Origin of the sequence: Streptococcus sp. 27098_8_186 (genome assembly GCF_041432055.1) — a bacterium.
GTDB lineage: Bacteria > Bacillota > Bacilli > Lactobacillales > Streptococcaceae > Streptococcus > Streptococcus dentalis.
On sequence record NZ_JAPVYV010000001.1, the window covers coordinates 184,310 to 197,428 of the forward strand.

At 44.0% G+C, this 13,119-nt stretch carries 12 protein-coding genes; 3 read left to right on the top strand and 9 right to left on the bottom strand.

The genetic code is table 11. The features are described 5' to 3' along the window. Positions 1 to 17: 17 nt before the first annotated feature. Positions 18 to 884, bottom strand: a complete 867-nt coding sequence (gene thrB / locus O3602_RS00900; protein ID WP_371610965.1) for a homoserine kinase — start codon at positions 882 to 884, stop codon at positions 18 to 20. Positions 885 to 886: 2 nt separating this feature from the next. After that, on the bottom strand, positions 887 to 2,173 hold the full coding sequence (locus tag O3602_RS00905) for a homoserine dehydrogenase (RefSeq protein ID WP_049472560.1): 1,287 nt from the start codon (positions 2,171 to 2,173) through the stop codon (positions 887 to 889). A 175-nt stretch (positions 2,174 to 2,348) separates the two neighbouring features. Here O3602_RS00905 and O3602_RS00910 point away from each other — a divergent pair, with 175 nt between their 5' ends. Next, a complete protein-coding gene (locus O3602_RS00910) occupies positions 2,349 to 3,227 on the top strand; it encodes a polysaccharide deacetylase family protein (protein WP_049492061.1) in 879 nt (292 codons plus the stop codon). Positions 3,228 to 3,487: 260 nt separating this feature from the next. Here O3602_RS00910 and O3602_RS00915 read toward each other — a convergent pair whose 3' ends face one another. The 3 genes from O3602_RS00915 to O3602_RS00925 form a co-directional block, all read right to left on the bottom strand. Next, on the bottom strand, positions 3,488 to 4,333 hold the full coding sequence (locus O3602_RS00915) for a CPBP family intramembrane glutamic endopeptidase (RefSeq protein ID WP_049492035.1): 846 nt from the start codon (positions 4,331 to 4,333) through the stop codon (positions 3,488 to 3,490). Positions 4,334 to 4,382: 49 nt separating this feature from the next. After that, positions 4,383 to 4,955, bottom strand: a complete 573-nt coding sequence (locus tag O3602_RS00920) for an HD domain-containing protein (protein ID WP_023918398.1) — start codon at positions 4,953 to 4,955, stop codon at positions 4,383 to 4,385. Between the two features lie 99 nt (positions 4,956 to 5,054). Continuing rightward, positions 5,055 to 5,624: a TetR/AcrR family transcriptional regulator gene (locus O3602_RS00925; RefSeq protein WP_037599347.1), complete on the bottom strand. Its 570-nt coding sequence runs from the start codon at positions 5,622 to 5,624 to the stop codon at positions 5,055 to 5,057. A gap of 129 nt (positions 5,625 to 5,753) precedes the next feature. Here O3602_RS00925 and O3602_RS00930 point away from each other — a divergent pair, with 129 nt between their 5' ends. Then, positions 5,754 to 6,596: a DegV family protein gene (locus tag O3602_RS00930; protein WP_023918400.1), complete on the top strand. Its 843-nt coding sequence runs from the start codon at positions 5,754 to 5,756 to the stop codon at positions 6,594 to 6,596. Between the two features lie 193 nt (positions 6,597 to 6,789). Here O3602_RS00930 and O3602_RS00935 read toward each other — a convergent pair whose 3' ends face one another. The 3 genes from O3602_RS00935 to O3602_RS00945 are packed head-to-tail and all read right to left on the bottom strand — an operon-like array spanning position 6,790 to position 10,840. After that, positions 6,790 to 8,436, bottom strand: a complete 1,647-nt coding sequence (locus O3602_RS00935) for a hypothetical protein (protein ID WP_023918402.1) — start codon at positions 8,434 to 8,436, stop codon at positions 6,790 to 6,792. Continuing rightward, on the bottom strand, positions 8,426 to 9,169 hold the full coding sequence (locus O3602_RS00940; RefSeq protein ID WP_014713507.1) for an ABC transporter ATP-binding protein: 744 nt from the start codon (positions 9,167 to 9,169) through the stop codon (positions 8,426 to 8,428). Before O3602_RS00940 ends, O3602_RS00935 begins: the two co-directional genes overlap by 11 nt. A 39-nt stretch (positions 9,170 to 9,208) precedes the next feature. Continuing rightward, positions 9,209 to 10,840: a M20/M25/M40 family metallo-hydrolase gene (locus O3602_RS00945; RefSeq protein ID WP_371611098.1), complete on the bottom strand. Its 1,632-nt coding sequence runs from the start codon at positions 10,838 to 10,840 to the stop codon at positions 9,209 to 9,211. A gap of 209 nt (positions 10,841 to 11,049) precedes the next feature. Here O3602_RS00945 and O3602_RS00950 point away from each other — a divergent pair, with 209 nt between their 5' ends. Beyond that, positions 11,050 to 12,531, top strand: a complete 1,482-nt coding sequence (locus tag O3602_RS00950; protein ID WP_371610966.1) for an alpha-amylase — start codon at positions 11,050 to 11,052, stop codon at positions 12,529 to 12,531. A 190-nt stretch (positions 12,532 to 12,721) separates the two neighbouring features. Here the strand turns inward: O3602_RS00950 and trxA are convergent, their stop codons facing one another. After that, positions 12,722 to 13,036, bottom strand: coding sequence for a thioredoxin (gene trxA / locus O3602_RS00955; RefSeq protein WP_371610967.1), 315 nt, complete (start codon positions 13,034 to 13,036; stop codon positions 12,722 to 12,724). Between the last annotated feature and the right edge of the window lie 83 nt (positions 13,037 to 13,119).

The following is a 13,119-nucleotide window of genomic DNA, read 5'->3' on the forward strand; positions in this document are numbered from 1 at the left end:
TTGTGTTACATTCGGGTTTAATTCTCAACACGAACGCCAAATGTGTCAATTTTAAGTTGGAAAATCTGACCATCTAGCCCGAGTTTTTCGAGAGCTGCAACAAAGGCTGCTGCATGCTCTGGCGCTAAGAGGTTCATGATCGTTGGGCCTGCTCCCGACAGATAGGTGGCGTAAGCCCCATGCGCATGGGCGACTTCTTTGACCTGAGGAAACTCTTTGACAAGAGATTGACGGTAGCGCTCGTGGAAATGATCTAACTCAATGGAGCGACCAGCCGTCAGCAAATCTCCCTTGAGGAGAGCTGCGATGGCCACATTGGCTACACTACTAGCTGCAACAGCTTCCTTATAAGACCATTCTTTCGGTAGGACATTGCGGCTATCGCTGGTCTTCAATTGGTAGCTCGGTACAAAGGCCACAAGGTCACAGCTTGGGAAGTCAGCCGTGACATATTGGACATCCTCCCCGATATAGCTCGCAATGACCATATTCCCAAAGATAGCTGGAGCTACATTATCTGGATGCCCTTCGATCTCGGTCGCGATGCGTAATTTCTCAGCATCTGATAGCTGGAGATTAGCTAATTGATTGGCCAATTCAATCCCTGCTACAATGACCGAGCTAGAAGAACCAAGACCACGCGCCAAAGGCACTTCACTGGTCATCTTGATACGATATGGTTGAATAGCTGGGGCAATCGACAGGGCTGTTGAGAGCAAGAGGTTTTTCTCGTCTGTCGGAATCCCTGCTCCTAGATCATGCTCAATCAACCAAGCATCTGCTGGTTCAAGCACTTCAATGGTCAAATAACGAGTCACGGCAATCCCAACAGAATCAAATCCGGGCCCTACATTGGCACTGGTTGCTGGAACAATAATCTTCATGCTTATTCTCCCAAGACCTTAAAGGTATTCAAGAGTTCGAAATTCGGCTCTGAATCCAGTTTTTCAACCAAGTTCTTGAATTGTGTCTGGTTGACTTGGTGGGTAATGATCACGACGCTTGCATAGTGACCATCAGAGTCTTCTTGGAGGATTTGCTTGAAGGAAGCTCCTTCTGCATTAAAGATCTCCGCGAGACGCAAGATTTGACCAGTCGCATCTGGTGCCTTGATTGAGAAGTAATAATTGTTCTTCACATCTTCAGGCTTAGCCAATTGAAGAGGACGGCTGTATTCATTGAAGGCTTTGCCGATCGTTCCTTCTTTTAGACGACGGACAATGCGAACGAGGTCGGCTACAACACTGGTCGCAGTTGGTTTTTGACCAGCGCCTGGTCCATAGTACATAGACTCACCAATCCCGATGGATTCCACATAGACCGCATTCATGACGTCATTCACACCAGCAAGTGGGTGTTGTTTTGGAAGGAAGGTTGGTGTCACCTCTGCTGCAATCCCTGATTGCGTTTCAACGATCGAGCCGACCAGTTTGATCACATAACCAAGGCTTTGAGCGACAGAGACATCTTGTGGAGTGATCTGGCTGATCCCTTTGTGACCTACTTGGTCAAATTGGATGTTCATCCCAAAGGCAAATTGACTCAAGATCACCATCTTGTAGGCTGCATCAATCCCTTCGACGTCATTGGTTGGGTCACTTTCAGCGTAACCAAGGCGTTGCGCTTCTGCTAAAGCATCTTCATAAGTCCAGCCTTCTTCCACCATTTTGGTCATCATGAAGTTGGAGGTTCCATTGACTACACCGAGTACTTTGGTCACCTTGTCAGAAGCCAAAGAATTCACCAAGGTCCGAAGGATTGGGATCCCACCCGCTACAGCTGCTTCATAATAAAGAGCTACTTGGTGTTTTTGAGCAACCTCTAACAATTCACTTCCATGAACAGCTAGAAGGTCTTTGTTAGCAGAGACCACATGCTTACCCGCTTCAAGAGCACGGGTGATAAAGGTCTTCGCTGGCTCAATCCGGCCCATCAATTCAACCACGATGGCAATCTCTTTGTCTTCAATGATCTCATCGACATTGGTCACAAAGTTGTAGTCATGGCCAGCCGCTTGCAAGCTTTGCTTTTCCGCATCATCGCGAACCAAGACCTTGGCAATCTCGATTTCATCTTGAGCTGCCTGGGTGATTTTTTCATGGTTTTCTTTTAATAAAAATGGTACGCCACTTGCAACAGTACCAAATCCTAGTAAGGCAATCTTAACAGACATCCTATTGACTCCTTGAATTTTCTATAGTAGCTCCATTATAACAAAAACTTGAGCGTTTGACAGCCAATTGCCTTAAAAATTCTGAATTTTCATGACAGGATCTGCCTGTAGCAAGTTCTGGAAAAGAACCTAGAATTTGTGGTACAATAAAGAAAATAATGAAAACGGTGACACTATGAGTAAACGAAGAGTACCTAAAAAAATCAAAGCCCTACTTGGAATCAATGCCCTCCTACTGGTCTGTATCTTTATTTGTAGCTTTCTTCTGATCAAGCGGATCACTCAGCCGAATGAGGGGAATACCAGTGGCACTGCCATGACGCGTTCTCTCGAAGAAGGTAGCTCCTCTATCGAGTGGACTCGGGTGAAAAAGCCGGTCAAACTGCCCATCCTCATGTACCACTCCGTGCACAATATGGCCGAGTCTGAAGCTGCCAATGCTAATTTGATCGTTGATCCAGAAACCTTTGAAAGCCAACTAAAGGCCCTAAAAAAAGCGGGTTACTACACCCTGACACCTGGGGAAGCCTATCGCATCCTCGTCAAGAACGAAGTACCCAAAGGAAAGAAATTTGTCTGGCTGACCTTTGATGATGGCGTCGAAGATTTCTATACTATCGTCTATCCGCTTCTTAAGAAGTACAAGATGACCGCCACCAATAATATCATCACGGACTTTACCCAAAAGGAAAAAGAAAATGTCCTGACCTTTGACCAAATCAAAGAGATGAAAAGTGCTGGCTTGACCTTTGAAAGCCATACGGTCAATCATCCAGACCTAGCCAATTCCAGTCTTGAGACCCAAAAGAATGAGCTAGTTGCTTCTAAACGCCTGCTAGATAAGGTGCTGGATCAAAATACCAGCGTTATCGTCTACCCATCCGGTCGCTACAGCCAGGTCACGATCGACCAAGCCAAGAAAGCTGACTACAAACTAGGCCTCACCACTAAAAATGGACTAGCCAGCTCCGCTGATGGACTCTATTCCCTCAAACGAGTCCGGATCCTTCCAACCACTACAGGAGAGGATCTCCTAGCCATGATCCAAGAATAAAGAAAGAGAGTGGGACAGAAATCGGTAATTCGTTAGAATTCGATTTCGTCGTCCCACCTCCGCACAGTTGAGTAGGGCTGTAAAAGCTGATGAAATCAGCGTAGTAGAGCCCACTCAACCACTGCGTCTTGCTCGACAATCCAAAAATAATTGAGAGGCTAGGACTTTTGTCCCAGCCTCTTTTGTTAGAGTTACTTATAAAAAATTTTTTATCGTTGATTCATAAACTGTAATAGGATTCAAAAATTTTTAAAAGAGCTTCAACATTGATTTGCTATAGTCTTTGACTTTCTTTTATAAATGCTCAAAACAATTGCAAATGACAACAACTGCCAAAGAATAATTCTTACTATCTGCAAGCTATCTGATTCAGAATTTGAGACAACATGGACCAGATTTGAAGCAAGATTGTTGAAAAGATGATCTCCTAGTCCTAGCCACAAGGAACCTGTCATTTTGTAAAGTAAGGACCATTTGATGCTCATCATTCCCGCTAGGATAACATAGCCAATCCCCATGGTAATAAGATTTAAGAGTGACGATTCTCCTTGAAGATAATCTCTGAACGGCATTGCCAAGTGCCATATTCCAAATAGGAAGGCTATAAAGAATAGACTCTTACGGTAAGAAATCCCTTCAAGAATTTTGGTGAAAAGGCCACGAAAAACTCCTTCTTCCATCCACACGTTTATCAGGTTAAATAAGATACTTAACATGATAAACAAGATACCTGCTTGTGATCCTTTTTCGTTTGTTAAGGAAAAACCACTGGCATAAAACGATAAGTGAACATTGCCATGAAGAAACAAGAGAACAATACACTCAACTGTATATGCAAAGATGGAGCACACTAAACCAAAGAGCAGGCCATTTCCTATACCTCTTATAATTCCATTAGGTGTAAAACCAATATCTATCCATCTTAATTTGCTAATTGAAAGAATTCCCCACAATAAAAGTATTCCAAAAAGTTTGTGTAGAAAATTCTCCGATAAAAAAGTATCATCTGTCCTCATATACAAGTATTCGAATAGCCTTGCTACTGAGCAGATAACAAATATAATTGAACAACTTAAAATAGGTTTCTTTATTAGTTGATTTAGCATATCTTTCTTTCAAATAAGTCTTTTATAAAAGTTAATTTCAATATTTCACTCAGTCCAATTCCTTCTCTAGTTCTTTTAGAAAGGTGATTAAAAATTGATGGCGACTTTCTGCCATTTGTTTGGCAGTCTCCGTGTTCATTTCATCTTTTAAGAGGAGCAACTTGTCGTGGAAATGTTGGACGGTATCAGTAAGGGGTCTCCCTTTGTGGCCACCATAGGAAAAAGTTCGCGCAATTCCTACAGCTCCTATCGCATCGAGCCGGTCTGCATCCTGGACAATCTTGCCTTCTAAGGTTTCTGGATGTTTACCGCGATTTTTGCTGAAAGAAACAGCATTGATTACCCGACAAATCTGCTCGATTTGGTTTTTAGGAGTACCGATCTCTTCTAGAAACTTACGAGCATTCGCATGATTCTCTGTTTGAAACAATTTATCATCATCAGCATCGTGAAGAAGAGCTGACAAGCCCACTATCTCCAGATCACATGGCCCTTCTGCTTGTGCGATTCTCATAGCATTAGTATAGACGCGGAGGGTATGCTCTACATCATGGCCATCCGCTCGATCAGCAAATAAGGTTTTCACATACTGCTTAGCAGCAAGAATTCGTTCTTCCATCATCGTTCTTGTCCTTTGAATAATCTATGTATAGTTCTATCTATTCATTTGGGCTAGTTATGGAGAGGGGCAGTTTACTTTAAAACCACCTATCGGTGGTTCTTACTTCTTCTTTTGTGGGAAGAGAGGAAGGCCTAGGGTCGCGATTTTCTCAGCGGGAATCTTCATGCCATCCTTGATCCATTTGGAGATGACAGAGACAATGGCTGAGCTCCAGAAGGAATTGAGGTAGCTGCCAGCGCCATTTGATGAGCTGCCATTTCGTTTTTCTAAAAAGTCATAGACTGCCTTGGTCAAGAGCCGTTCAAAATTGTAATCAATGGCCAGGCTGATAATCTTAGCTTCTTTCTTAACTTCCTTAAAAAGATAGACCCAGACTTGGTAGAGATCTGTCTTGAGGTTGTAGCCATCTAAAGACTTGGTAATTTTTGCGATACTAGATTGAAAGATAGACTCAAGAATCTCTTCTTTTGATCCATAATTGCGGTAAAAGGCCGCGCGAGAGACCCCAGCACGCTGAACCAGCTCAGAGATGGTGATCTTTTTCAGATCTTTTTTCTCCAATAGTTGCAGGAGAGAGATTTCGATGGATTCTCGTGTAATCGCATTGTTTTCTTGGTTAAATCGTTTGAGATTTTCCAAGGATTTCTCGGATATTTTTCTTTCTGCCATAACATTTACTTTCTATCTGTCTCACCTGATGTTATCTGCTTGGATAGCATGGTACTTCATGATATAATTGTAAAAGAAGACAAACTACTTGTCAATGTACATTTTTATACAATTATGAGGTATGAACTGATGAAATGGAAAATTATTGCGGATTCAGGCTGTGACTACCGCTCTTTGGACAACCTGGCACCAGATACGGAGTTTGTCAGTGTCCCACTGACCATCCAAGTGGGAGAAACTATCTACACAGATGATGTCCAACTCAATATCGATCAGATGATGGAAGAGATGTATGCGACTACGACTGCTTCTAAGTCTGCCTGTCCGAGTCCCGATGATTATATGAAGTCCTTTGAAGGAGCTGAAAATATCGTCGTTGTGACCATCACTGGAACCCTTTCAGGTAGCTACAATAGTGCTGAGGTGGCCAAGAAGATTTATCTAGAAGAGCATCCGAATACCAATATCCACGTCATTAATAGCTTGTCAGCTGGGGGTGAGGTGGACCTGATCGTTCGCAAGCTCAATCAGTTGGTCGCTGAAGGCCTCGATTTTGATCAAGTAGTCGATGTGATCACGACCTACCAGTCTAAGACGAAGTTGCTCTTTGTTTTGGCCAAGGTTGATAATCTGGTCAAAAATGGGCGTCTCAGCAAATTGATCGGGACTGTTGTCGGACTCCTCAATATCCGTATGGTCGGGGAAGCTAGTAAGACGGGTACCCTTGAGCTGCTTCAAAAAGCACGGGGCCAAAAGAAAGCGATCAAAGCTGCTTTTGATGAATTGATCAAGGCGGGTTATGCTGGCGGTCATATCACCATCGCCCACCGCAACAATGAAAAATTTATTGAGCAATTCTCTGCATTGGTTCGTGAAAAATTTGCCCATGCAATGATCGAAGTCCTTCCTACTTCTGGACTTTGTAGTTTCTACGCCGAAGAAGGCGGCCTCCTCATGGGGTATGAAATTTAAGTTACCACTAAAAAGAGGCTAGGACAAAAGTCCTAGCCTCTCATTTGTTTTTGGATTGTCGAGCAAGACGCAGTGGTTGAGTGGGCTCTACTACACTGATTTCATCAGCTTTACAGCCCTACTCAACTGTGCGGAGGTGGGACGACGAAATTGAATTCTAACGAATGACCGATTTCTGTCCCACTCTCTTTTTTTATTCTCCGATCTCTTGGTAGAGGGTACGGATTTTTTTGCGGTAAATGGTATAGCTGATCCCAGCTCCGATTAGCAGGATGACACTATAAAGGATCACAGCCAGCAGGGTGCTGACGGAATGATAGGTCCAAATGAAGCTGACAATGATCAGGAGAAACATCACAAAGAGAAAGACAATCAAGAGGATAGACTGAAGAACTGCATTCCCACGATGACGGGTCATCAACTCTGTGATATTGGTCCAATTGGTGCTAAAGTTCTGAAAATCTTTGACATAGTCTCGGATGCAGATCGGAATGGTCGTTACAACCCAGATCAGTAACATGGCAAGGATAGCCAAGGGATGGACGCCAAAATAGAGACAAACGCCAACTAGAAGAATGACAGGAAGGATGGATTGCACCAGATAGAGCAACCAAAACTTCATAAAGAGATAGCGTTTGAAATCAACAGGGAGGGATCTCAAGTATTCAAAGTTTTCGCGCTCTAGCGAAATACCGATACTGGTCAAGCCTCCAAAACTATTGAAAACACCGATCAAGATGGCAACAAGGGTCAGTGGTACCAGATACTGGGGTGTCAAGTAAGGACTGAGGCCTCCTATATTTTTTGATGCTCCTGCTGCTCCACTGAGGAGGAAAATATATGGCAGAATACTCATCATCAATAGGACTTGCACCATAAGGGTTCCATCGCTCAAGAGTCTGCGATGATACTGAATGACAAACTGTCTAAAGGAGTCTTTCTGGCCCACATGGATGGCTTTCACGCGCTCTTTGACGGTTTGGTTGGTCGCAACCGCAAGGGCTGCATCATAGAATTGTGGGATCACGATTTTGCGAACCAGGCCGATCAAGACCAAAAGCACCGCTATCCAGCCCAGAAGGCCAAGGATCGCTCCACCATCAAAAGGATGGAGGATAAACTGATGAAAGGCTGTAAAAGGTGGAAATAGAATGGGAATATCCGCTCCACCCGACACCTCTACCCGATGGGTTTGGACTAGATTCAGATAGAGATAAGCTCCTAGGCTCAGAAGAGAACCAATTCCGACCATGATGTTGGAGACCAGGGTCGTGTGTTTTTTGAAAAAAAGGGTCTTAGTGATCAAATGAGCTAGTAAAATCGTCGCTAAAAAGAGAACGCCTAAGAGAATCACGGCACAAAAGAGGCCTAGCAGGATCCCTAACGGATTGAAGCCGCCTGCTTGGACAGGCAGGATCAAAAAATAGCTGATCAATGGAAGGATAGCCATGAGAAGGGTCAGGATGACCGAGATACTTTTTCCAGCAATGACTTCCGCATCTGAGAAAGCATAGGGCCGGTAAAACTGGAGGTCCTTGCTTTCATAAAAGACATTGTAAAAACTCATAAAGCCTTGGGAAATGGTCATCAAGGAAAAGAGGGCCACCATATTGACAAAGAAGGCTGGCTGATGGACAAAATCATAGATACTAAAGAGCAAGCCAAATATGAGGAAATAGACCAATCCTAAAAAGAGGTAGTTGAGCACCGATCTGCGGGCAACATTGAGTTTGACGTCCGGTTTTTTAGCCTGTTTGGCGCGTAATTTTGCGATCTGGGCCGGCTGACTAGCATAGATGATATTGACATTGACCAGCTGTTGGATGATCTTAAGACGCATGATCGCCACCTTCTTCCTTCCGCCCCGCTAGGCTGAGATAGATACTTTCCAGACTTTGTTCGGGATGTTGGCCCTTCAATTCCTCGATCGTCCCATAGAAGATGAGATTACCTTTTTTGAGAATGGCGATCTTATCACAGAGTTGTTCGGCCACTTCTAATACGTGGGTAGAGAAAATAACCGTCTTGCCGCGATCCGCATGTTGGCGCATCATTTGTTTTAAATCGTAAGAAGCCTGTGGATCCAAACCGGTCATGGGTTCGTCCAAGACCCAGATATCTGGATCCGACAAGAGGGCTGCAATGACAAAGACCTTCTGGCGCATCCCATGTGAAAAGGATTCAATCACTTCATAGCGGTGGCTCTGAAAATCAAAGATCGTAAGAAGCTCTTCCAAGCGTTGATCACAGTCTTTCTGACTCATATCATAAGAGGTCGCAACCAACTCCCAGAATTCATTGGCTGTGAGGCGCAAGAAAAGATCTGGTGAATCCGCTACATAACCGATCTTCTTTTTGATCGCCAGCCGATGGCTATAGAGGTCCTGACCATCCACTTCAATTGATCCAGTAGTTGGGGTGATGACACTGACCAGGCTCTTAATCGTCGTTGACTTTCCAGCTCCGTTGTGGCCAATCAAGCCGACAATTTGTCCATCTTCGATGGTCAGATCCAAGTGGTTGAGGGCAATGTGCCCATCGTAATCTTTGGTAACTCCGTGAAATGTAATCATGTTAACTCCCTAATGGATCCTCATTGGGACCGTTTTTTCTTATTCTGTTGATAAGCGATCATCGAAATGGTAGAGCAATTCTAGCAGATAGTTTGGAATGGTCTCTAAGAAGTCTTCTTTGTAGACCCGCTCTCCTCGCTTATGCAATTCTTTGCCCCAAGGGCCTAGATTGACCGCTGGAACCTGAATTTGGGCAATTTTTTCCAGATCCAGATCATAGACCTGGGCTGGTGTGGCTAGGCTATCCAAGACGACTTGATAAGAGGCCACATCCTTTTCCAAGGCACAATAACTGGTGTCGTTAATCCCCATAAAGTATTCTTCGACTTTTAAGAGGTAACCTCTTGTGTCCAGATACTCGCGGTAATCAGTGATGAGGGACACGATATTGAGATCGGTATTGTCCAAAAAGCGGCAGTTCATGGAAGGATAATAGGGGGGCGCAAAACCAATAACCACCATGGGATCCTTATCTCCGAGAAACTCTAGGAGTCGCTGGATTTGCTGGATTGCAAGGCTCTGGTAGCTGGTCCCATTACGAAAATCGTATTCCGCTTTTTGGTTAGAAGCTTCCCTAAAGGCTTGGTAACCTTCTATGGCTTGGCATCGTTCCTCTAGTTCTTGATAGGTGATGACTCTTGGCCTTGCAATCATATGGTCTTGGCCAGCCTGATCCTGCAAGTGCTCATACTTCTTGTAAAAGGCATCCAAGGCCTCCTGACTAAGCTCATAAATCCGCTGTAGGAGCTCTTGGGGTGTTTTCTTCAAATGCAGAACACTGAAATAACCAGCCGCATAGAGCACGGTCGATACATCGTACTGGTCCTTCAAATCTCTGAGATAGGACCAAGAAGGAAGGGGAGACGTTTCTCCCAGCGCCTGATCTGCCAGATCGGGATGAAGATCTAGCTGGCTTGCGATGGCCACTAAGAGTGACAAGGCATTGATCCCTTTAAGGGGCTCCTTCATATGGGACAAGACACCTTGTGCCACAACGACCGGCATGAGTTTGCCGACTGTGCCAATGTGAAGGACCTTTTCTTTTCCTACCTCTGATTCAAAGGGTTCTGAATCCACTGCTAATACATAATTCAGATCAAACTTCTCCTGCAAATCTGTGAGGAGGCCCAAAGCTCCACGCATCCCACGTGAATAGGATTCCTCATCTCCAACAGAGAGATAGAGCAGATTGACCTGACCTTCCACGGGATCTGCCGCATAGGCTTCCAGAACCCCCAATTGAAGGGCCAATGCTGCTTTCATATCGCAAGACCCTCTGCCAAATTTCCACTCCCCAGAAGCTAAGTCTTCCTGCATATCTGGTCGACTATCTAGTGTTTTCAAGGCTTCTGCTACTTTATCAGAATCGAGTGCGATTTCTGCCAAATTTCCATAGTCTTCTAAATCAACTGTATCATGGTGGTGGAAAAGGATAACTGTTTTTTTCTTGCCCTTATCAACTAAGGCCCAATTGACCGACCGATGCAAGTGGTCCTGTGGCACCATATAGCGCCCAAACTGGTTCGGATGTTCCTTGAAATAGGGGATCTGGGCAATCCGTTGATCCAGGTAGGCTTCGATTCCTTGCTCTGTCTCAGTGTTGGTAAAGCTTGGGATCGCCAAGGCTTCGGTAAAAATCGTTTCGATGCTCTCTCTATTGGTCGTTTTCACTTTCAAACCAATCCTCCTTTGATATAATCAAACTAAATGAATGGATAGAAATATATGTATCAGACTGATATTTCTACGTTGATAAAATGCTACTTTTTACATTCTCACTTCATTTCTTTCATGTATACGATTTCTTTTCCAGAAAGAGCTTGCTTCCAGCGCAAACGTTTGTCGCATCCAACTATTTTTGGTAAAATAGGGACATTCACATGAAAGAAGAAATAAAAATGGAAAATCAAACCTTAATGCAATATTTTGAGTGGTATTTGCCCGCTGATGGGAACCACTGGACGCGTCTTGCTGAAGATGCGCAACACTTAGCAGACTTGGGTATTCGTAAAGTCTGGATGCCACCTGCCTTTAAAGCTACTTCTAACAATGACGTTGGTTACGGAGTCTATGACCTCTTTGATTTGGGCGAGTTCGACCAAAAAGGAACAGTTCGTACCAAATATGGTTTCAAAGACGATTATCTTCAAGCCATTCAAGCCCTCAAAGATGCAGGGATTCAACCAATGGCCGATGTCGTTCTCAACCATAAGGCTGCTGCTGATGGCTTAGAGGAATTCGAGGTCGTTGAGGTCGATCCTATGGATCGAAACAAGGTTCTCACTGAGCCCTTCACTATTCAAGGATGGACCAAATTTACTTTTGATGGCCGAAATGGCGCCTATAATGACTTCCACTGGCACTGGTACCACTTCACCGGTACTGACTACGATGCTTCTCGTAATAAGAATGGAATCTACCAAATCCAAGGGGACAACAAAGGTTGGGCTCATGGAGATCTGGTAGACAAGGAAAACGGAAACTACGATTACCTCATGTATGCCGATATCGATTTCAAACATCCCGAAGTTGTTGAAAATCTCGACCAATGGGCTGAATGGTTTATCGAAACGACAGGGGTTGAGGGCTTCCGTCTGGATGCCGTCAAACACATAGACTCCTTCTTTATGAAGAATTTCATCCATAATATCACCAAAAAATATGGAGAAGATTTCTACGTTTTTGGTGAATTTTGGAATGGCGACACAGAAACCAACGATGAGTACTTGGAAAGCATTGACTACTTGTATGACTTGATCGATGTAGCCCTCCACCAAAATCTCTTCCGAGCTAGTCAAGAGGGTGAAAATTTCGACCTTCGAACTATTTTTGACGGAACACTAGCGCTCAATCATCCTGAAGAGGCCGTAACCTTTGTGGACAACCATGATACCCAACGAGGGCAAGCCTTGGAATCTACAATCCAAGAATGGTTCAAGCCTGCAGCCTATGCCTTGATCTTACTTCGTGAAGCTGGTTTGCCTTGTGTCTTCTATGGAGACTACTACGGTATCGAGGGCCAATTTGCGCAAGAAAGTTTCCAAGAGGTCCTCGATCGCCTCTTATGGGTTCGTAAAGATCTGGCCTACGGGGAACAAACGGACTACTTCGATGATCCTAATTGCATCGGTTGGACACGCTCAGGTACAGAAGAATCAGCACCAATCGCCTGCTTGGTTTCGAATAACCAAGCTGCTACAAAAGTCATGGAGATCGGCTCATCCTACTCAGGCCTCACCTACTATGATGTCCTAGAAAATTGTAGCGAAACTGTCCAAGTTCAAGAAGACGGTACTGCTGAATTCCCAGTGGCAGAACGCTCCGTCAGCGTCTGGGTAGCCCAAGATACAGAGGGCCAATAACTTTTATATGTAATTTTCTCCTAGGATCGACATCTTCCTAGGAGAATTTTTTCCCTGTAAAAATTTTATAGGAAATACAGTTTCATTTTAGCACTACAAGAAAGCGCTGTCAATGGGTGTCGCGTCTATTTAAAAGAAATAAAGAGCATCAAAAAAACTCGTTCCCCAGTTTGGAAAACGAGTCTTCTTTTTAGCTCAATTCTGCAATGATTTCTTTCAATTGGGCTTTCGTATGAACTCCAGCTACTTGTTTGACAACTTGTCCATCTTTTTTAAAGAGAAGAGTTGGAATCGACATAATACCGAATTGACGTGCTGTATTTGGATTTTCATCTACATCCATCTTACAGATTTTCAAATCATCTTCATGTACTTCTTCTGCCAACTGATCCAAGATTGGAGCTTGCATGCGGCATGGTCCACACCAAGTTGCCCAAAAGTCAATCATGACAAGTCCTTGGCTGGTTTCTTGTTCAAAAGTTGCATCTGTGATTACGTGTGCCATATTTCCTCCTTTTTCAGTAGTGACTACTGATTCTGCATTTCTACTTTTATTTTACACTAAAAGATGTCATTTTAGAAATATTT